Origin of the sequence: Hymenobacter edaphi (assembly GCF_003258365.1) — a bacterium.
Taxonomy (GTDB): domain Bacteria; phylum Bacteroidota; class Bacteroidia; order Cytophagales; family Hymenobacteraceae; genus Solirubrum; species Solirubrum edaphi.
The window spans coordinates 270,088-289,409 of sequence record NZ_QHKM01000001.1; the positions used below are offsets into that span (position 1 = coordinate 270,088).

At 67.8% G+C, this 19,322-nt stretch carries 20 protein-coding genes and 1 pseudogene; 16 read left to right on the top strand and 5 right to left on the bottom strand.

What is annotated here, in order from left to right:
* Positions 1-556: 556 nt before the first annotated feature.
* Together DLM85_RS00970 and DLM85_RS00975 are read right to left on the bottom strand one after the other, a co-directional pair.
* On the bottom strand, positions 557-1,108 hold the full coding sequence (locus DLM85_RS00970; protein ID WP_111476207.1) for an RNA polymerase sigma factor: 552 nt from the start codon (positions 1,106-1,108) through the stop codon (positions 557-559).
* A 493-nt stretch (positions 1,109-1,601) separates the two neighbouring features.
* Positions 1,602-3,254, bottom strand: coding sequence for a hypothetical protein (locus DLM85_RS00975; protein WP_111476208.1), 1,653 nt, complete (start codon positions 3,252-3,254; stop codon positions 1,602-1,604).
* Positions 3,255-3,758: 504 nt separating this feature from the next.
* Between DLM85_RS00975 and DLM85_RS00980 the strand changes: the two genes are divergently transcribed.
* The 7 genes and pseudogenes from DLM85_RS00980 to DLM85_RS01005 all read left to right on the top strand — a co-directional run bounded on the left by DLM85_RS00980 (position 3,759) and on the right by DLM85_RS01005 (position 7,403).
* Complete coding sequence (locus DLM85_RS00980; RefSeq protein ID WP_111476209.1) at positions 3,759-4,559, top strand: PhzF family phenazine biosynthesis protein; 801 nt, start codon at positions 3,759-3,761, stop codon at positions 4,557-4,559.
* Positions 4,560-4,621: 62 nt separating this feature from the next.
* On the top strand, positions 4,622-4,963 hold the full coding sequence (locus tag DLM85_RS00985; RefSeq protein WP_243635833.1) for a DoxX-like family protein: 342 nt from the start codon (positions 4,622-4,624) through the stop codon (positions 4,961-4,963).
* Positions 4,963-5,274, top strand: a pseudogene (locus tag DLM85_RS25860) (DUF2071 domain-containing protein); the annotation flags it as partial. The gene DLM85_RS00985 and the pseudogene DLM85_RS25860, both read left to right, overlap by 1 nt.
* 110 nt (positions 5,275-5,384) lie before the next feature.
* Positions 5,385-5,687 carry a hypothetical protein gene (locus DLM85_RS25865; protein ID WP_243635898.1) on the top strand — a complete coding sequence of 101 codons (303 nt, stop codon included), beginning with the start codon at positions 5,385-5,387 and terminating at the stop codon, positions 5,685-5,687.
* On the top strand, positions 5,675-6,439 hold the full coding sequence (locus DLM85_RS00995) for a methyltransferase domain-containing protein (protein WP_111476210.1): 765 nt from the start codon (positions 5,675-5,677) through the stop codon (positions 6,437-6,439). Before DLM85_RS25865 ends, DLM85_RS00995 begins: the two co-directional genes overlap by 13 nt.
* The gene (locus DLM85_RS01000) at positions 6,420-6,824 is read left to right on the top strand and encodes a hypothetical protein (protein ID WP_243635834.1); all 405 of its coding nucleotides are present in this window, start codon (positions 6,420-6,422) and stop codon (positions 6,822-6,824) included. The genes DLM85_RS00995 and DLM85_RS01000 overlap by 20 nt, the downstream gene beginning before the upstream one ends.
* Positions 6,825-6,995: 171 nt before the next feature.
* Complete coding sequence (locus DLM85_RS01005) at positions 6,996-7,403, top strand: DUF5071 domain-containing protein (RefSeq protein ID WP_165821957.1); 408 nt, start codon at positions 6,996-6,998, stop codon at positions 7,401-7,403.
* Positions 7,404-7,411: 8 nt separating this feature from the next.
* Here DLM85_RS01005 and ruvC read toward each other — a convergent pair whose 3' ends face one another.
* On the bottom strand, positions 7,412-8,050 hold the full coding sequence (gene ruvC, locus DLM85_RS01010; protein WP_111477461.1) for a crossover junction endodeoxyribonuclease RuvC: 639 nt from the start codon (positions 8,048-8,050) through the stop codon (positions 7,412-7,414).
* Positions 8,051-8,122: 72 nt separating this feature from the next.
* Between ruvC and DLM85_RS01015 the strand changes: the two genes are divergently transcribed.
* From DLM85_RS01015 to DLM85_RS01050, 8 genes are all read left to right on the top strand, one after another.
* Positions 8,123-9,085, top strand: coding sequence for a lysylphosphatidylglycerol synthase domain-containing protein (locus DLM85_RS01015; RefSeq protein ID WP_165821958.1), 963 nt, complete (start codon positions 8,123-8,125; stop codon positions 9,083-9,085).
* Positions 9,086-9,138: 53 nt separating this feature from the next.
* Positions 9,139-10,278, top strand: a complete 1,140-nt coding sequence (locus tag DLM85_RS01020; protein ID WP_165821959.1) for a glycosyltransferase — start codon at positions 9,139-9,141, stop codon at positions 10,276-10,278.
* Between the two features lie 332 nt (positions 10,279-10,610).
* Positions 10,611-10,967, top strand: a complete 357-nt coding sequence (locus tag DLM85_RS01025) for a c-type cytochrome (protein WP_243635835.1) — start codon at positions 10,611-10,613, stop codon at positions 10,965-10,967.
* An 87-nt stretch (positions 10,968-11,054) separates the two neighbouring features.
* On the top strand, positions 11,055-11,312 hold the full coding sequence (locus DLM85_RS01030) for a hypothetical protein (RefSeq protein WP_111476215.1): 258 nt from the start codon (positions 11,055-11,057) through the stop codon (positions 11,310-11,312).
* Positions 11,312-12,484 (top strand): ABC transporter permease, encoded by a 1,173-nt coding sequence (locus DLM85_RS01035; RefSeq protein ID WP_111476216.1) that lies wholly within the window; start codon positions 11,312-11,314, stop codon positions 12,482-12,484. Before DLM85_RS01030 ends, DLM85_RS01035 begins: the two co-directional genes overlap by 1 nt.
* A 113-nt stretch (positions 12,485-12,597) precedes the next feature.
* On the top strand, positions 12,598-13,866 hold the full coding sequence (locus DLM85_RS01040; RefSeq protein WP_111476217.1) for a PP2C family protein-serine/threonine phosphatase: 1,269 nt from the start codon (positions 12,598-12,600) through the stop codon (positions 13,864-13,866).
* A 125-nt stretch (positions 13,867-13,991) separates the two neighbouring features.
* Complete coding sequence (locus DLM85_RS01045; RefSeq protein ID WP_133256823.1) at positions 13,992-14,531, top strand: hypothetical protein; 540 nt, start codon at positions 13,992-13,994, stop codon at positions 14,529-14,531.
* A 73-nt stretch (positions 14,532-14,604) separates the two neighbouring features.
* Positions 14,605-15,180 (top strand): DinB family protein, encoded by a 576-nt coding sequence (locus DLM85_RS01050; RefSeq protein WP_165821960.1) that lies wholly within the window; start codon positions 14,605-14,607, stop codon positions 15,178-15,180.
* Here the strand turns inward: DLM85_RS01050 and DLM85_RS01055 are convergent.
* Together DLM85_RS01055 and DLM85_RS01060 are read right to left on the bottom strand one after the other, a co-directional pair.
* Positions 15,177-16,637: an O-antigen ligase family protein gene (locus tag DLM85_RS01055; RefSeq protein ID WP_111476220.1), complete on the bottom strand. Its 1,461-nt coding sequence runs from the start codon at positions 16,635-16,637 to the stop codon at positions 15,177-15,179. The genes DLM85_RS01050 and DLM85_RS01055 overlap by 4 nt on opposite strands.
* A 5-nt stretch (positions 16,638-16,642) precedes the next feature.
* A complete protein-coding gene (locus DLM85_RS01060; protein WP_111476221.1) occupies positions 16,643-17,734 on the bottom strand; it encodes a GumC domain-containing protein in 1,092 nt (363 codons plus the stop codon).
* Between the two features lie 165 nt (positions 17,735-17,899).
* Here DLM85_RS01060 and DLM85_RS01065 point away from each other — a divergent pair, with 165 nt between their 5' ends.
* Positions 17,900-19,291, top strand: a complete 1,392-nt coding sequence (locus DLM85_RS01065; protein WP_165821961.1) for an oligosaccharide flippase family protein — start codon at positions 17,900-17,902, stop codon at positions 19,289-19,291.
* The last annotated feature ends 31 nt before the right edge of the window (positions 19,292-19,322 follow it).

The window sequence follows — 19,322 nt, forward strand, 5'->3', positions numbered from 1 at the left end:
CCCTCCGGTGCCGCGCCGGCCAGTCGCCCGGGTTTGGGGCGCCGGCTGGGGCTGAGGCCCGTAGTCTGGCGGGGGGGCGTTGGGGTCGTGGTAAGCCGACGGGTGGCACCCGCGCCGGCCGTGCGAGCAGCCGCCGGCCCCGCAGTGGAGGAAGCAGTGGAAGCCGCGGCCGCCTCCGGCGCGGCTGAGCCCGCCGCGGCTGCGCCGGAGGCGGCCGACGGTGCATGCGAGTCGCCGGCCACCGCCGGGTGGTCTGACGAGCGACCCGGTGCGGCGGCCCGGCCGGGGGATGCGGCGGAAAGGGCAGGAGGGGTGGCCCCCGAATTCACGGTGCCGCGCCGGGCCTGCCAGCGTAGAAGCACCGCCGCGGGAATCAGTAGCAGCAACGCCAGCAGCAGCAAGCGGTGGCGCGGGGCGCGGCGCCACCACGGAACGCGGGGCGGTGCGGGCGGCAGCTTCGGCGCAATACCGGCCCACCCCCCGGCCGGGAGTGGCTCCTCGTAATCGTGCAGCCGATTACGCAGGGCGTCGTAGAACGGATCGGTTTCGGGCGCGCTCATGAGCATTGAAAGCGTTGACGGGCCGCTAGGCGTGCTTCCAGCAGCTTGCGGGCCCGTGAAAGTTGGGATTTGCTGGTGCCTTCCGAAATGCCCAGCATTTCGGCTATTTCGGCGTGGGCATAGCCCTCCACCGCGAATAGATTCAGCACCACGCGGCAGCCTTCGGGCAGGGTGCCCACCAGCGCCAGCAATTCCGTCATGGAGAGGTGGTCGAGCGCGTCGCCGTTGGTTTCGGCCACGGCCGGGGCTTCGTCCCACGACACGTGCAGGCCCGGCGCCTGGCGCTGCCGCCACGCGTGCAACGCCGTGTTGACGGCGATGCGCCGAGCCCAGGCCTCAAAGGGGCCTTGCCCGGTAAACTGGTGAATTCGGGTGAAAATTTTAACAAAGACGTTCTGCAGCACTTCCTCAGCCTCTTCCCGGTTGGGGCAGTAGCGCAGGCACACGCCAAACAGCCGGCCGCCCAGCCGCTCATACAGCGCCTGCTGAGCCGCCGAGCGGCCCTGGCGGCACTGTTCCACAAGCTCGTCAATGGACACTGGGGGCATAGCAACGCGGAGCGGGGCGGTCCGCTCCGGTACGGAGCCGCCGAGCCGGGCAGCTAAGAGTTCGGGGCCCGTGTCAAGAGATGACCCGGAAGCGGTAGCGGGGGTTGGAACGCGGCTCACAAAATTCCGCATATCAGCGTTCCGGCGTGGCTAAGTCTGGGGTAAGCAGATGGGCGTAAGGTAAGTATAAAGCCAAAAAAAGGGTCAGGCGAACTGGTGTCAATGCGTTAAGGAGGGCCGGTGTGCGGGCCGCAGCCCTTGCAGACGTGGGCCGGGGCCCGGTGCGCAGCCCGGTTGTCGGGCCAAGGGGGGAGAGCGGCGGCGCGGCGGCCGGTAAAGAGCGTGTGGTGAGCAATGGTTACGTCACGGAATCAGGCGAAATAGCGGGAAGACTGCTGGCTTGGCCCGTCGGGGGGCAGCCGGCGCAAAACCGGCCACCCTCCGCGGGAAACAGCGCACGAGCGATTAAACGAAGCGGATGGTAGGATAATGATTAGCGGGTCAGGTGCATCAGGCGCACCGTCTGTTGTCCTTGGGGAAAGCGGGCCAGGTAGACGCCGGCGGGCAGGCCGGGGGCCGGGCGCCAGGTCAGCGACGCCTCCGGGCCGGCGCCGGCGGGCACGGGCAGGCGCTCCACCACGCGGCCGAGCTGGTCGACCACTTCCACCGCGCTGGCGGCGGCCGTCGGGCGGGCCAGGGAGAAGCTTACCTGCTCGGCAAAGGGGTTCGGAAAGGCCGAGCTGACCACCTGTTTGGCCGGGCCGTGGCTGCTGAGCGTGGTGTTGGTCACGCGGAAAGCCAGGGTCTGCATCTCAAACCCGCGCACCGGGCAGTTGTCGTCGTCGGCCCGTACCGTCACGTAATAGGTGCCCGTGGGCAGCGTGGCGGGCGGGGAAAACTCCACCGCCAGCGTGGTTGCGCCGGTTTGGGTGATGGACACCCCGGGCACGCTCATGTGGTTGGCCGTGAAGAGCACGCGCTGGCCTGCGTTGGCGTCGGTGGCCGTCAGCACCAGGGAGGTGGCAGCGCCGGCGCGCACCGGAATCGGCGTGGCCAGGGCCACCGCGCCCGTCATGCCGTACACCTGCATGGTGCTGGCGAAGCGCGGCATCTGGTTTTGCCCGCAGTCGTACACGTTCACGAAAATTTCGCGGCGGGTGCTGCCGATGTGCTGGAACGCACCGTTGAGGCGGCGGTACTCGTCCACCTTCACCGACAGGGCGTATTTGTTCAGGCCCTGGCTGGAGGCCGAGCCGGCCGTGTAGGCAATGGGGGTAAAGCGCAGCGTGCCGTTGGCCGCGTCGAGCAGGAAGTAGGGCGTGGCGGTGCGCACCGGGCAGGCGCCCGTCAGCTGGGCCGAGGGCAGCGGATACGTGGCCGACAACATGGTGGCCGGCATGGCGGCCGTGCAGCCCGTGCCGATGGAGTAGTTGCCGCCAATGGGCGCGGCCGGGTACACGCTGGGCGTGTTGCAGTCGGTCAGCGGGCTCACCAGCGAGTAGGCCAGCGAGTCGCCGTCGGCGTCGAAGGCGCCCAGGTTCAGCGAAATGGCCTGCTGCCAGCCCACGAAGGCGGCCGGCAGGGCGCCAAAGTTCGGGGAGCTATTCGTAATCGTGGTGACTTGGCCGCCGGCCTGGATCTGGTTGTTGAACACGGCCTCGAACACGATGTTGGTGTTGCCGCCGATGTTGGCCAGGGTCGGGCGGGCGTTTTCCACCACGCTCATCGTCCACGTGGGAGCCGTGGCCAGCGTAACGGTGCCCACGTAGAGGTTTTCCTCGTAGTTATCGGGCCCCGAGGCGGAGCAGACGCCGGTGGTGGTGGCGCAGTACTGATTGCCATAGACGGGCAGGCCCTGCCGCGTCAGCGTTGCCGAGGTATTGCGCGAGTCGTTGCTGTTGCACGAGGTGACGGGCGTGCCCACGCGGGCATTCAGCGTAAGCGAAGTCGGCGCGTCGATGCCGCTGCAGTCGCGGAAAAAGCGGCAGGTCACCTTGTAGAGGTTCGGCCGCACGGGGTTGTACTGGTTGCCGATGTACTCGTAGCGCAGGTCGCCGCCCTGCGCGTGCGAGGCGCGGGCTTCGTAGCTGCCCAGGCCCAGCAGGGAGAGCAGGGTCAGGGCCGCTTTGGGTAAAAGGTGTTTCATAGAACGTGTGGTTGGGAAAGGGGTAAGCGGATGCAAAAAAATTAACAACTCGCCTTAAAGAGGCGCTGGATACGCGGGACGAAACCTGGCCGCGGGCGAACCGTAGCAGTGGGGTTTCAGCGGGCATGACCCCGCGTAGCCGGGGCGGGTTGGAACCCGCCGAAAAAAAAGTTGTCAACCACCGGCGCGGCCCGGGTGGGCCGGTGGGGCAGGGGCTTTTCAGGGCGAATTGGCCCGGGCCGGTACTGGCCGGCCGGGCCCGCGGCAAAAGCAGGGCAGCGGGCCTGATGGACCGGTGCGGTGCGCTGAATGAGAGGGGAAAACGAGCAAAATACCGGCGAATGATAGCCGGGGCAATATGCGGGATAGTTGCCGGATTTGTATTTTTCCGATTCCGGTATTTTTCGCGCAACCCATTTCGTCCCGGCCGCGCCGCCGGCCGCGGCCGGATGTGGTAGCTTCGCCCGCCCCGATACCCGCACGCTTCCTCTCCCTCGCTTCGCCATGATGCTTCCGCTCTACCAGGTCGACGCCTTTACCGACCACGTCTTCGCCGGCAACCCCGCCGCCGTGTGCCCCCTTACCGAGTGGCTGCCGGCCGACACCATGCAGGCCATTGCGGCCGAAAACAACCTGGCCGAAACGGCGTTTTTTGTGCCCCGCGCCGGCACCGCGGCCGAGTACGAGCTGCGCTGGTTTACGCCCGCCGTGGAGGTAGCCCTGTGCGGCCACGCCACCCTGGCCACGGCCCACGTGCTGTTTCGCCACCTCGGCGCCCCCGCCGCCGAGCTGACGTTTCACTCCCAGAGCGGCCCCTTGCACGTGCGCCAGCAGGCGCACACCGGCCGCCTCACCCTCGACTTTCCGGCCCAGCCGCCCCGGCCCCTCGGCCCGCACCCCGACGGCCTCATCGACGGGCTGCGGGCCACGCCCCTGCGCATCCTCGCTGGCCCTGACCTGATTGCCGTGTTCGACACCGAAGCCGAGGTGCGCGCCCTGCGCCCCCACATGCTGCACCTGGCCAAGGTGGAGTACCGCGGCATCATTGCCACGGCGCCCGGCAGCGGCGAAATCGACTTTGTGTCGCGCTTTTTCGGCCCTCGCGTGGGCGTGCCCGAAGACCCCGTCACCGGCTCGGCCCACACCCAGCTGGTGCCGTACTGGGCCGAGCGCCTGGGCAAAACCGAGCTGCGCGCCCGGCAGGTATCGGCCCGCGGCGGGGAGCTGTGGTGCGAGCTGCGCGGCGAGCGGGTGCTGATGAGCGGCGCGGCGGTGACGTACCTGAAGGGCGAAATCGAGTGGTGAGCCGGGGGGCGGAATCAACGACCAGCCGGTGGCCCGCCGCCCGGACCTACGCCCTGGCGGCCGTGTGGCTCGTCAACGGGCTGCTGTGCAAGGTGCTGCTGCTGGTGCCCCGGCATCAGCACATCGTGGCCCGCATCCTGGGCGCTGACTACGCCGGGCCGCTCACCCGCCTGATCGGGCTGGCCGAAATCGGCATGGCCGTGTGGGTGCTCAGCGGCATCCGGCGGCGGCTGTGCGTGCTGACGCAGATGGCCCTGGTGCTGCTGATGAACCTGCTGGAATACATCCTGGCGCCCGACCTGCTGCTCTGGGGCCGGCTGAATCTGCTGTTTGCGGCCTTATTTGTGCTGGCCCTGTACTACTACGAGTTTCGGCGGCCCGCGCCCCGGGCCGTCCGCCGCTGATGCTGCGCCACCACCCCTTCGCCGTGGAGGCCCTGCTGGCCCGCACCACCGTGCTGACGTACGCCGCCCCCGCCGCCGCGCTGCAGCCGCTGCTGCCCCCCTGCCTCGCGCTCGATGCCCTCGACGGGCAGGGCTTCGTGGCGGTGGCCCTGGTGCAGACGCGCCAGCTACGCCCCCGCGGACTGCCGGCCTGGCTGGGGCAGGATTTCTTCCTGATCGGCTACCGGCTGCTGGTGCGCTACACATCCGCGGCCGGCCGGCGGCTGCGCGGCCTCTACGTGCTGCGCTCCGAGACGGACCGCCGGCGCATGACGTTGCTGGGCAACGCACTGACCAGCTACGGCTACGTCACGGTGGATATCGGCAGCACGCCACGGGCAGCCGGCAGCGCATTCACTCCACTCGGTCGGGGCTGGATATTGTGGTCGACCACGCCGAAGCGCCGCCGCTGCCGGCCGGCTCGCCCTTTGCCAGCTGGGCGCAGGCCCGCCGCTACGCCGGGCCGCTGCCGTTCACGTTTGCCTACCACGCCCCCGAGCGGCAGGTGGTCATCGTGGAGGGCCGGCGCGAAGACTGGGTGCCCCGGCCGGTGCGCGTGGTGGAGGCGCTGGTGCCGTTTCTGGCGCAGCTGAGCGCGGAGCCCCTCACCCTGGCCAGCGCCTTCGTCACCGAAAATATTCCCTACCACTGGCAAAAAGGCCGCGCCGAGCAATGGAACGGGTAAGAAGCCCCTGGGAAGGCACCTGGAACATCGTGCGCTTCAACTGGCCCTTCTACGCCGGGGCGGCAGCTGCCTGCGCGCTGCTATGGCTGCTGGGGGCCGGGCTGCACCAGCCCCTGGCCTGGTGGCTCCGGCTGGCTGCGCTGGGCGTGGCCGGGGCCGCGCTGGCTTCGCTGCTCGTGTCGGCCTACGTGTACGACGGCTCGGGGATGTACCGGCTGGACTGGCTGCGCGGGGTGGCCCCGCCGCGCCCGGCCGCCGTGGTCAACGTCCACGCGGGCTTCGACGAGAGCAGCCACCTGCTGCAGCACTACCTGCGGCCGGCCTCGCTCACGGTGCTGGATTTCTACGACCCCGCCGCCCACACCGAGCCGGCCATTCGGCGGGCGCGCCGCGCCCGCCCGGCCTTTCCCGGCACCCGGGCGGTGCCCACCAGCCAGCTGCCCCTGCCCGCCCAGGCCGCCGACCTGGTGCTGCTGCTGCTGGCCGCCCACGAAATCCGCCACGAGGCCGAGCGCACCGCTTTCTTCCGCGAAGCCGGCCGCATCACCCGGCCCGGCGGACGCATTGTGGTGGTGGAGCACCTGCGCGACGCGACCAACTTCCTGGCCTACAGCTTCGGGGCGTTTGATTTTTACTCGGGGCGGTCCTGGCGACGCGTGTTTGGGCGGGCGGGCCTGCGCGTGGTGCGCGAGCAGAAAATCACTCCCTTCGTGTCTGTTTTCATTCTCACCCATGCTGATTCTGCAGGTTAAGCTGCTGGGCCTGGTGCTGGTGCTGCTAGCCGTGGCCCACGCGGGCTTTCCGCGCTACTTCAACTGGGCCGGCGAGCTGCGGGCGGTAAGCCTCATCAACCGGCAGATGATGTACATCCACACCCTGTTCATTGCCCTGGCGGTGCTGCTGATGGGCCTGCTGTGCCTGCTGTGCGCCCCGGAGCTGGTGGCTACCGCGCTGGGCCGCAAGGTGTGCCTGGGACTGGGCCTGTTCTGGCTGGCGCGCCTGCTGGTGCAGTTTGTGGGCTATTCGCCGGCGCTCTGGCGGGGGCAGCGCTTCGAAACCGCCGTCCACGTGGGGTTTGCCCTGCTCTGGACGTACCTGACGGCGGTTTTCTTCGTTGTGGCCTGGGGCCGGGCCTGAGCAGCCAGCCGGCGCTTCCGACCCGAAATAACCGCCTTCCGCCGCCCGCGTACCCCCCGGGCCGCAGCCAATCCGCCGGCAATTGCGACTTTTGGGGCACGAGGCGCGGGGAAACGCATGTTGCAGCAGTGGCCCCGACCCAATTCTGAGCCCACACAATCAATGGATATTATGAGCGAATCAGCCGCGGCGCTGAACCCCCGGCGCATCGTGCCGGTCGACGAAACCGACTACCAGGCCGTGCACAACCTGCGCCGCGCCCGCGAGGAGCAGGTGCTGGCCGTGCTCGATGACCTGCTGGCCTGGACGCAGGTCGGCAACTCGGCCATAACCCGGGGCGTGGGCGAGGTGCTGGCGCAGCACTTTCCCGCCATCCGGCCGGCGGTGCTCCGGGTGCTGCGCGGCGCCGATGCCGGCTGGCAATACTTTTTCCTGGGCCTCGTCGTCGGGCCGGTGCTGCGCGCGCACACCGACCAGGAAATCGTGCGGGAACTGCGCCGCCTGGCCCAGCAGCCGGCGGCCAGCGGGCCCGCCGCGGAGCGGGCGCGGGCGCTGCTCGACGAGCTGGGGCTGGGCTAGAATAGAAGCTAGGCCGCCGGCTTCTTGCGGGCGGCCACGGCTTTTTTGCCGGCCACCGGCGCGGCCAGCTTGCCGGGGTTGTCGGCCAGGAACTTGCCCCAGCTCTTGCCGCCGGCCTGCACGTTGTTGCCCTTCTGGTGGTGGTGGCACATGGCCACGGCCAGCGCGTCGGTGGCGTCGAAGAACTTCGGCGCGTCCTCCGCGGGCAGGTTCAGCGTCTGGCGCAGCATGGCCGCCACCTGCTCCTTGCTGGCCGCGCCCGAGCCCGTCACCGACTGCTTGACCTTGGTGGGGGCGTACTCCACGTAGGGAATCTGGCGGGAAAGGCAGGCGGCAATGGCCACGCCCTGCGCCCGGCCTAGCTTCAACATACTCTGTACGTTGGCCCCGTAAAAAGGCGCTTCGATGGCCAGCTCGTCGGGCAGGAACTCCTCGATCAGCTCGATCATGCGGTCGAAGATCTTCTTTAGCTTTACGGCGTGATTGGACCCAAACGCCTTGAGATTGATGACGTCGTAGCGCAGCACCTGCACGCGCTGCCCGGTAACCTCAATCACGGCGTAGCCCATAATCTGGGTGCCGGGGTCGACGCCCATGATAATCTTGGGCAGGTCGGGCAGGGGAGCGGAGGGGAGGAAAGCGGCCATGTACCCCAAAGTTACGCAACGAAACCCCGGCACGCGGCCCGCGCCCGGCGGCAGCGCCTGCGCCCCTGGGTGGTGGCCGGCAAGCTGGCCGTGACGGCTCTCACGCTGTGGCTGCTGTGGCAGTCGGTGGTGGCCGACCGGGCCACGGCCGCCGCCTGGCGCGGCCTGCTCACCGATGCCCAGCGTGGGCCCGCGCTGGCGGCCCTGCTGCTGGTGCCCCTCAACTGGGCCCTCGAAGCCTGGAAGTGGTGGCGGCTGGCCCGGCACCTGGAGCCGGTGTCCTTCGCACGCAGCTTCCGGGCGGTGCTCACCGGCCTCACCTTGGGCTTTGTGACGCCCAACCGCGTGGGCGACTACGCCGGCCGCTTGCTCGAACTGAAAAACCGCCGCCCCGAAGCCCTGGGCGCCGTGTTTCTGGGCCGCTACTGTCAGCTGGTCATCACCCTGCTGGCCGGCTCGGGGGGCGTGCTCTACTTCGTGCTGCGCTACCTGGGGCCGCAGTACCCGCTGGTGGCCGCCGGCCTGGGCCTGACGGCCGTGCTCGGCAACGCCCTGGTGCTGCTGCCGCTCTACCGCAGCCGCCTGCTGCTCACGGCCGTGCTGCAGTGGCGGCCGCTGCGGCGCTTTCAGCGCTACACGGCCAACCTGCCGCATTACCCCACCGCGGTACTAAATCAGGTGCTGCTGCTCTCGGGCCTGCGCTACGGCGTGTTCACGGCCCAGTTTGGGCTGCTGCTGGCGGCGTACGGAGCCAAGGTGCCGCTGGGCGCTGCGCTGGCCGCCATTGCCGGCACCTTCCTGCTGAAGTCGCTGGTACCCTCGCTCAACGCTCTCACCGACGTGGGCGCGCGGGAGCTGTCGGCCACGCACCTGTTCGGGCTGCTGGGGCTGCCGGTGCTGCCGGTGCTGTCGGCCAGCCTGAGCTTGTGGGTGCTCAACATTGCCCTGCCCAGCGCCGCCGGCTTGCTGTTCGTGCTGCGCCTGAAGGTGTTGCGCCGCAGCCACCGCCGCCCACCCGCCGGGCCGGCCGCATGAGCGGGGGCCATTGGCTGGGGCTGCTGCTGTGCTTGCCTCCTGCCCTCTACGCATTGAAATTCTGGCGCTACCGCCGGGCCTGGCTGCGCCTCGGCCAGCCCGATACAACCAATCCGTCAGCTGATGAGAAGGGGCAACCCTTGCCAGCTGGCCCGCAGGCTTCGGTCATCATTGCGGCCCGCAACGAGGCTCACGCTTTGCCCGATCTACTGGCCGACCTGCGCCGGCAAACCTGGCAAGGGGAGGGCGGCCCGCGGTTCGAGGTCATCGTGGCCGACGACCACTCCACCGACGGCACGGCCGAGGTAGTGCGTCAGGCCGCGGCTGGCCGCGGCTTCCCGCTTCGGCTACTCTCCCTGGCCGAGCTGCCCGGCCGACCCACCGGCAAAAAAGCCGCCGTGGAAGCCGCCCTAGCCGTAGCCCGGGCGCCCTGGGTGGTCTGCACCGATGCCGACTGCCGGGTGCCGGAGGGGTGGCTGCAAGCCTACGCCCCGTATTTCGGGCAGGATGCGGTGCAGTTCGTGAGCGGGCCGGTGCTGCTGACCGGCGCGGGGCTGCTGGCCGGTTTGCAGGGCCTGGAGCTGACTGCCCTGGTGGGCACCGGCGCCGCCAGCATTGCCGCCGGGGCGCCCACCATGTGCAACGGGGCCAACCTGGCCTACCGCCGCGCCGCCTTTGCCGAGGTCGGGGGCTTCCGCGGCAACGACCACCTGCCCAGCGGCGACGACGAGTTTCTGCTGCACAAGCTGGCGGCCCGCCACCCGCAGGGCATCCGCTTCGTGCCGCACCCCGCCGCTACCGTGCGCACCGCCGCTCAGCCCAGCCTCGGCACCCTGCTGCAGCAGCGGGTGCGCTGGGCCAGCAAGTGGCGGCACTACCAGCCGGGCGGGGCCTCGCGCGGGCTGGCGTTGCTGGTGCTGGGGGCCAATGTGAGCTTGTACCTGCTGCCGCTGCTGTTGCTCTGGCAGCCGGTGGCCTGGCCTTGGGTGGTAGCCGGCTGGGCGCTCAAGCTCGGGGCCGACGGGCTGTTTCTGACGCCGGTGCTGGGCTTTCTCGGGCGGCGGCGCTGGCTGTGGCTGGTGCCGCTGCTGCAGCTGCTGTATCCGCCCTACGCGCTGGCCGTGGGGCTGCTGGGGCTGCGCGGCGGGTATCAGTGGAAGGGGCGGCAGGTCGGCAACGGCCCGGCTGCTTAACCAGCAACCCAAGACTGCGTTCGGCATTGGCCGGGCGCTATTGAACCTGCCGGGCAACGGCGCACAAATCCGCGAAAAAGCTTGGCGGCCAACGCTGCCGCTGCTACTTTTTGGCCGATTTCAATGTGCCCGAATTAGCCCCGTTTGCCATGTCCCGTAATGCCCTGACGCTGGTATTTCCAGCCGCCGTTGCGCTGCTCGTGTGCAGCCTTGTCGTATTGTTTCTGACGGCTACCGGCCTGGAGCCGGGGCCTAGGTGGACGACTGAACCAGAACAAGCAGAAGCGGGTGGCTGCGGTGTGATTGACAAACCAGTGGTGAAGCCGGACTCTTTGCAACTGAACCAACTGGGTATAACGCCCTCGGATCTGGCCGCCGGCGACGCCCTGTTTAAAAGCAACTGCGCCCAGTGCCACGCCGTCAACGACGTGGTCGTCGGACCGGCCCTGGCTGGCCTCGACAAGCGCCGGCCCATGCCCTGGATTATCAAGTGGGTGAAAAACTCCAGTAAGGTTATTGCCAGCGGCGACGAGTACGCGGTGAAAATCTTCAACCAGTACCAGAAGCAGCAGATGCCCAGCTTCGCCCTCAGCGACGAGGAAATCGGGCAAATCATCACGTACGTCCGCAGTCAGCAGGGTACCGCTGGACCAGCCATGTACGCCCCGCAGGCTGTGGCTGCTAATTAAGTCCGACTCCTCGGGTCCGAAACCGGAACTTCGCATTCCTGCCCGGCCAATGATACCTTTGCCGCATCATCCGCTGAGCTTCCCGCCGTGACCGACGCCGAATTCGATATCCTCGACGAGCTGTACTTCGTCGCTTCCTTTCCCGACCTGCTGCAGCGCACCAGGCTGCCCGCCGCCGAGCTGGAGCAGGGCCTGCGCGGCCTGCTGGAGCAGGGCCTGATTCGCTGCTACTGGCCCGACCCCGACACCGAGCTGGCCTACGAGCCGACGTCCTTCGGCGCCCTGCGGCAGGATTGCTTTTTCCTGGCCTCCAAGGAAGGCCTGCTGCAGCACAACACGCGCTGATGGCGGCTCCCGTGCTGACCCCGACGGCCGCGCCGGTGCGCACGCCCGGCTACTACGTGCGCCGGCGCCTGCTGCGCAACGCCCCGGCCATGGCCGGCGCCGGGTTTATTCTGCTCTGCACCCTGGTGGCGCTGCTGGGCTACCTCGTCCTGCCCGACGCCTCGCCCGACGCCAACAACAGCCTGGTGCAGCTGCAGAAGCAGCCGCCCGGCTTCCGGGCCACCCTGCTGCGCCTGCCCCTCACCGACTCGGTCGGGGAGGCCCCCGGCCTCGGCGGGCGCTGGCTGGGCGGCGCGCCCCTGCGCTACGAGGAAGTGCCCATCGGCGGCTGGCAGGTGCAGGGTGATACGCTGGTGGCGCAGCCGTTTCAGGCCAAAGGCACATTGCCCGAGCCGGCGCGCCGCTACGCGCTGAGCCGCATCACCGGGCACGCCGGTCCGGCCGCCGCGCTGCGGGCCGAAATCGAGCAGGAGCATATCAGCCAGCGCACCTACTGGCTGGGCACCGACAAAGCCGGCCGCGACGAGCTGAGCCGCCTCTTGCTGGGCACGCGCATTTCGCTGGGCATCGGGCTGGTGGCGGTGCTCATCTCGCTGGTCATCGGCGTGACGGTGGGCGCGGTGGCGGGCTACACCGGCGGCTGGCTCGACTCGCTGCTGCTGGGTGTGATGACGGTGGTGTGGAGCATTCCGGGCATCATGCTGGTCATTGCCATTTCGCTGGCCTTCGGCTCCAAAGGCGTGTGGACCAGCTTCGTAGCCGTGGGCCTGACCATGTGGGTGGATGTGGCGCGGGTGGTGCGCGGGCAGATGCTGAGCCTGCGCGAGAAAACCTTCGTGGAGGCCGGCCGCGTACTAGGCCTGCCGACGAGCCGCCTGCTGATCCGTCACTTGCTGCCCAACCTGCTCGGCCCGCTCATTGTCATTGCCACCTCCAACTTTGCCGCCGCCATCCTGCTCGAAGCCGGCCTGAGCTTCCTCGGGCTGGGCGTGCAGCCGCCGGCCCCCTCGTGGGGCCTGATGGTCAACGAAGGCTTCCAACTACTGGGCACCCAGGCCGGTTTGTGGCTCACGCTGCTGCCCGGCACGGCTATTAGCCTGCTGGTGCTTAGCTTTAACCTGCTCGGCAATGGCCTGCGCGACGCCTACGACCCCAAAACACCCCTTCAGTAGGGTAGGAGGGTAAGAGGGTGTGAGGGTAGGAGTTGAGTTAATTTCAACTTCAAGCCTAAACCTCCTCCCTACCTCCTGAACTCTTACCCTCCTACCCCCATACCCTACATTCCATGCCCGATACCCTGCGCCCGCTCACCAAGGAAGAGCACCTGCTGCTGAAGCTGAAGGAACGGGAACTGGCCGCTCTGCTGGAAATCACGCAGTCCATCAACGGCGAGCCCAGCGACGAAAACCTCTACAAGATTTTCCAGTTTACGCTGCTGGGCCAGCTCGGCGTGCGGCAGCTGGCCGTGTACGTGGTGGAGGACGGGCAGTGGCGCTGCGCGGTGGCCTTCGGGCCCGGCATTCCTGATTTCCGCGGCATTGTGCTGCCCGAGCAGCTGCAGCGCTTTCCGCCCGAGCACCCGGTGGAAGTGGCCGACCTGGAGCTGGGCAAGCCTTGGTTTCACTTTGCCTCGGTGCTGCCCGTGCGCCAGAGCGACCAGCTGCTGGGCCTGGTGTTCATCGGGCTGCCGCACCAGAACTACACCGCCACGGCCGAGGCCCGGCGCGAAGCCGTGTCATTTATCGAGTCGCTGAGCCAGATTCTGCTGGGCGCGGTGTCGTCGCGGCGGCTGGTGCGCCAGCAGGTGCAGGCCGCGGCGGTGCGCAAGGAAATCGAAATTGCCCAGGAAGTGCAGGCCATGCTCTTCCCCAACAAGCTGCCCAACGACGCGCAAGTGGCCGTGCACGCCACCTACGTGCCCCACACCGCCGTCGGCGGCGACTTCTACGACGTGGTGCCCATCGACAAGGAGCGGTTCCTTTTCTGCGTGGCCGACGTGTCGGGCAAGGGCGTGGGGGCTTCTTTGCTGATGTCGAACTTCCAGGCCGGGCTGCGCACCTTGCTGCGTCAGCGGGCCGAACTGTCGACGGTGGTCAGCGAGCTGAACAACCTCATCTTCCGCAATTCCGGCGGCGACCGGTTTATCACCGCCTTCTTCGGCGTATACCACCGCACCACGCGCGAGCTGGAGTACGTCAACGCCGGCCACAACGACCCGCTGCTGCTGCCCGACGTGGGCCAGGGCCCGTCGCAGGTGCTCAAAACCGGCACCATCATGCTCGGCGTGATGGACGAGCTGCCCATGCTGAAAGTGGGCCGCGTGCCCGTGCCCCCGCACAGCACCCTGCTCAACTACACCGACGGCCTGACCGAAGTGTTCAACGAGGCCGGCGACGAATTCGGGGAGGAAGGCGTGCTGCAGACCATGCAGGAGCACCGCTACCTGCCCCTGCCCAAGCTGCACGATGAGCTGCTGCGCCGCATCACCGCCTTCAACGTGAAGGGCACGCACTACGCCGACGACATCACCATCCTGACCTGCCGCTTCCGATGAGCCGGCGCGGGTGGCTCCTCTGGGCCGGGCTAAACTTGGTCGTGGTGGCCGGCGGGGCCCTAAGCACTTGGACGGATACTTACTGCTGGTTCGGCGGCGCGTGCGCCGACGAGTTGGCCGCTCCTTTGCAGCGCATCGGCTGGGGCAACGCGGCGCGCTGGCTCTTGCTCGTCAACAGTGCCTGGCTGCTGGGATACTGGGGGCGGCATCGGCGCTACTTCCCGGCCATCGGCAGCGCCTTAATGCTGGGGCTGGCGTACGGCCCGCTCCACGCCTGGCTGAATCAGCAGCTGGCGCCCGATTACTACGCGGTGCTGTGCCACGAGCAAGTGGGCGAGGGCTACAGAGGCGACACTATTGAGCAGGCCGGGCTGGCCATTGGGCCTTATCTGTTGCAGTCGGCCCGAAATGCGCAGGCCCGGGAGCGACGCCACGCCCTGGCGGGCTTGGGTAAACTGGATTATCAACCCGGCTTACCGCTGCTCGACAGCATTGCCCGCAACGCAACGGAACCCGACTTCATCCGCGCGGATGCTTTGCAGGCCTTACGCCTGATGACAAGCCGCGAGGCGCAACAAGCAGCCCAGCGGCTGAAGCAGCAGGCCGCCCAGGATCCAACGGTGCAAGCCGTGGTCGGGATGGTAGATGCTTGGGCGGCCACTTAATAAGTGGCTGCCGCTTCATGCATTGGTCACGCGGCGGCCAAACCGCTTAATTGCCCGATACTGGCTTCAGACTATGGATACTGCCACCGATATTCCCGCCATTATTGCCCACATCCGTCAGGCGCTTGACGAGTCTTTTGCGCGCCTCGATGCGTGGTTCGATCATCCCGAAGCCGAGCGGCAGTACCGCCCGCGCAACGGCGGCTGGACCGCCGATGAAATACTGGAACACGTCGGGCTGACCAACCACTTCCTGCTCATTCTTATCGACAAGGGCGCCGCCAAAGCCCTGAAAAACCAGGCCGGCCTGGACCTCGCCACCGAGCTGCGGGGCTACCAGTTTGCCGACCCACGCCTGGACGAAATCGGCCTGCACAAGTCGTTTGAGTGGATGCGGCCCGCCCATATGGAGCCCACGGGCTCGAAGCCCCGGGCCGAAGTGCGCCAGCAACTGCGCGAGCAGCTTCGGCACTGCCACCGCGTGCTCGATGCGCTGCCTAACGGTGAAGGCGTGCTCTACCGCACCACCATGACGGTCAACGAGCTGGGCAAAATTGATGTGTACCAATACGTGTACTTTCTGGCCCGGCACGCCGAGCGTCACCTCACGCAGCTGGCCCGCATCCGGCAGGAGCACGCGGCGGATTAGCTGTTGAGTTGCTGCGCGGCAGGTTCTTCCAGCCATTCCCGGCACTTTATCAGCACGGCCAGGCTGATGAAGAAGAACGAGCCGATTTTGTCGACTTCGATAAGCTCATTCAGCGTGAGGTGAAAGATGATGACTACCAGCGACAGGGTGGCGGCCAGCACCACCGGGCGCAGGGCCCGGCGGGCGGCGGCGCGGTGGTAGAGGTTTTCGGCCGTAATCAGGGCCACGCAGAGCAGCAGCGCAAACAGCACGAAGCCCGGCACGCCCTGCTCGGCCAGCTGCAGCAGGAAGTAGTTGTGGGTGGTGGAGTGCTCCGGGTTGTCCGACACGTAGGTACGGAAGCTCTTGACGGTGTAGCGCTTGTACTCGGGGTAGAAGGTGGAGGGGCCGCTGCCGGTCAGGGGCTTGTCCGACACCATGCGGGCGGCGGCCACCCAGCGGTACACCCGTTCCATGCCCGACACGTCCTGCAGCTTGTAGGTGGCTTCCAGGTGCTTCTCGAAGTTGCCGCCGTTGAAGATGGTCTTCTCGAAGTCCGGGGCGTAGAGCATGTAGTTGTTTTGCTGCACGAAGTAGCCCGCCCCGCCGGCCACCCCGATCAGGGCGCCCAGCAGCACCCAGCGCGTGAGGCGCAGGCGCATTATTCCGTAGAAAATGGCCGCAATCGGAATGGAGAGGATGGAGGCGCGGGTGTAGGAAATCAGCAGGCCGAACACGAGCACCGCCACCGCCAGCTGCCAGCCGCGGCGCGGCATGCCCTGCGCCGCGCGGGCGCCATAAAACGCGTAGGGCAGCAGCAGCGCCAGCACCGTGGCGTAGATAACGTGGTTGATGTAGAAGGGCTGAATGGCCCAGTTGATGTCGGCAAACCCGAAGCCCTTGGTGGCGTGCCGGGCGGCCGTGTAGAGCACCGTGAGGCAGGCACCGCCCGCGTGGCAGGCCGCCACGCGCCACACGTCGGCGGGGCGGCGCAGCACCATGAGCGTGATAAAGAGGAAGGGCCCGAGGTACCAGGTCTTGGCCAGCAGGTACTTCACCGACTTGGTGCTGTCCACTGAAAACAGCGTGGACACGCAGGCCCAGAGCAGCATCAGGCCCAGGATGACCACCACCGGGTGCAGCAGCTCGCGCCGCGTCAGGCCGGTGCGGCCCGCCAGCACGGCCACGCCCAGGCAGCCCAGCAGCACCAGCATCAGCGGCTCGGAGGGCACGTCCAGCGTGAGGGAGCCCAGGTGCAGCTCCTGCGAAAGCGCCAGCGTGCTCAGCAGCAGGTAGTACAGCCAGCGCCAGTCGACGAGCAGCACGCCCACGCCCACCACGGCCAGGGCCGGCGCCACGCCCAGCGGCGTGCGGGCCAGCAGCGCCACCGCCCCGCCGCCCACCAGCAGCAGCACGAAGGCCACGAACACCCGCTCCGGGGTGTCGCGCGGGGTGAGGCGGGCCAGCCAAGTGTTCATTTTCGTTACGCGTGTTGGGCGGGCTGCGCAGCGGAGGGGCGCCCGACGTTGCGGCGGTACAGCTCCAGCAGCGTAATCACAATCACCGACAGCGCGAAGGTGATGAGCACCGACGAGGCCACAATCAGCCAGCGGATGGGCTTGGACTTGCGGGCGGCCGGGTAGGCTTTCTGCACCACGTACAGCGACGAAATGCGCCCCTTGATGGCCAGGTCGGCCGTTTCGTAGGCCGAGCGGGCGCCCACCAGGCGGCTCTGCAGGTCGTTGAAGCGCGCGTAGAGGGTCGTCATCGAGTCGGTGCCCTGCACGTAGCTTTCCAGGTTGATGACGTTGCCCCCGTCGGCGTGGGTAAGCGCGTGCAGGGCGCGGCGCAGCTCGTTGGCCTCGCCGCGGTTACCGGCGGCCTCGGCCCGGCGCAGCGCCGTCTCGGTCTTGATGATTTCCATGCCCAGGTAGCGCGACTGCTGCTCCAGGCCGAAGATGCCGTAGCGGCGGCGGCCTTCCAGCAGGGCCTTGCGGGTGCGGTCGTACTCCTGCTGCAGGAACTTGTAGCGGGTGCCGTAGAGGCCGAGCACGCGGCGGCGGTTTTCCAGCGTGAGCTGCTGGTTGAACGAGTCGATGACGCTGACCAGCGTGTTGGCGACCTGCGCGGCCAGGTGCTTGTCCTTGTCCTGAAAGGTCAGCTCGATGGCGTCGCGGTCGGTGTGCACGATGCTCAGGTTGCCGCTGAACTCATCCAAGGCGGCCTGATCGGCCATTTCGTCGCCGATTTTGCCGGCCTTGTAGTGCTGATGCAGCCGGAATTTCTGGATGGCGTACTCGGCCACCGGCTGCGAGTTGCCGATGGTGATGACGCGGTCGATGTCCTCGGTGCGCCCGCTCAGCTCCAGCTTGCCGCCCTCGATGACGATGCGGTCGGGGTCGGTGGTCTGCGGGTTGGTGGGGTAGAAGACGGCCGTCGACTTAAAGATATTGGGCAGCAGCAGGGCCACCACGATGCTCACGACGGCGGCCAGGGCCACGGCCCCGAGCACCAGGTACTTCCAACGGTTAACAATCGGCCAAAGGCCCAATAAAGAGTACGGGCGTGCGGACATGTAGCGCAAAAAGAGGAATCCAGCCCGGCGCGGGGCAGCACCGTGGCGGCCGGACTCGGCAAAGCTACCACAAAAACCGGGTACGCGCGGCTTTTTGGTAGCTTTGCGGCCCACCTTCCTGCCCCAGCCATCAAACGCTTTTTCGGAAATATCAGCCTGGCCGTTTTGCTCAACCTGCTCGTGAAGCCGGGCTGGGTGCTGGCCGAAAACGTGGTGCAGGACCGCATCGGCAACGCGGCCTTCGGCACGTTTGCGGCCTTGCTGAACTTCGCGCTGGTGCTGGCCTCGGTGTCCGACCTGGGCATCACCCAGCACACCACCAAGCGCGTGGCGGCCGAGCCGGGCTTTCTGCCGGAGTATTTCCCCACGGTGCTGCCGCTGCGCGGGGCGCTGAGCGTGGTGTTTCTGGCCGTGATGGTGGCGGGTGGCTGGCTGATGGGCTACCGCGGCCACACCCTCACGCTGCTGGCCCTGATCGGGGCGGGCCTGCTGCTGACGCAGTACGCGCAGTTTCTGCGCGGGGCGGTGCAGGCCCACCAGCACTTCCGCACCGACGCCTGGCTGTCGGTGCTGGAAAAGGCCCTGATGCTCGGGCTGGTGCTGGCCCTGCTGCCCATTGGCATCACCCTGGACCGCTACGTGACGGTGCGCACCGCCGCCGCGGGCTTCACCTTCGTGCTGCTCTACGCGCTGGTCACGCGGCTGTTCGGGCGGGTGCCCTGGCGGCCGCGCCGCGCCCAGGCCGGCGAGCTGCTGCGCGGCAGCCTGCCCTTCGCCCTCATCACCCTGCTCTACGGTATGAATGAGCGCATCGACATGCTGATGATCGAGCGGCTGGCTTCGCCCCAGGAAGCGGGCTACTACGCCGGCGCCTACCGCTGGGTCGACGCCATCATGATGTACCTCTGGACGGTGCTGCCGCTGTTCTTCGCCAAGTTTGCCCACTCCTTGCACCGCCGCGAAGAGCAGCGCGAGCTGCTCTGGTTCGGGCAGCGGGTGGCCACCGTGCCGCTGCTGTTCGTGGTGGCCTTCGTGCTCTTTCACGGCGAGTTGCTCTTTTTCCAGTTCCGGCACAGCACCCCCGCCGAGCTGGCCCGCATGACCTTGTGCGCCCAGTTGCTGTTTCTGAACGTGCTGGTGCACGCCTTTTTCGCCATCTACAGCACCCTGCTCACCAGCACCTCGCACGAGCGGCCGGTGAGCTGGCTGGTGGCCCTGAGCATCGCGCTGAACATCGGGCTGAACGTGCTGCTGCTGCCGCGCTACGGGGCCGTGGCCGGGGCCCTGAACACGCTGATCTGCGCCATTATCGTGTCGGGCGGCTACGTGTGGCTGGTGCGCCAGCGCGCCGGCGTGGCCGTGCCCTGGAGCCTGCTGGCCCGGCTCGGGCTGACCTTCGGCGGCCTCTGCGCCCTGTGGTACGCCCTGCAAGCCTACGCCGGCCTGCCCTGGCTGGCGGAAAGCATTCTGGCGGGCCTGGCCTTCGTGGCGCTGCTGTTTCTGACGGGCGTGCTGCGGGTAGGGGAGTTGCGTGGGGCATTGAAATCCAGGAGCTGATGCCGTTCTCAGACGTTATTAGCCCGCAGAG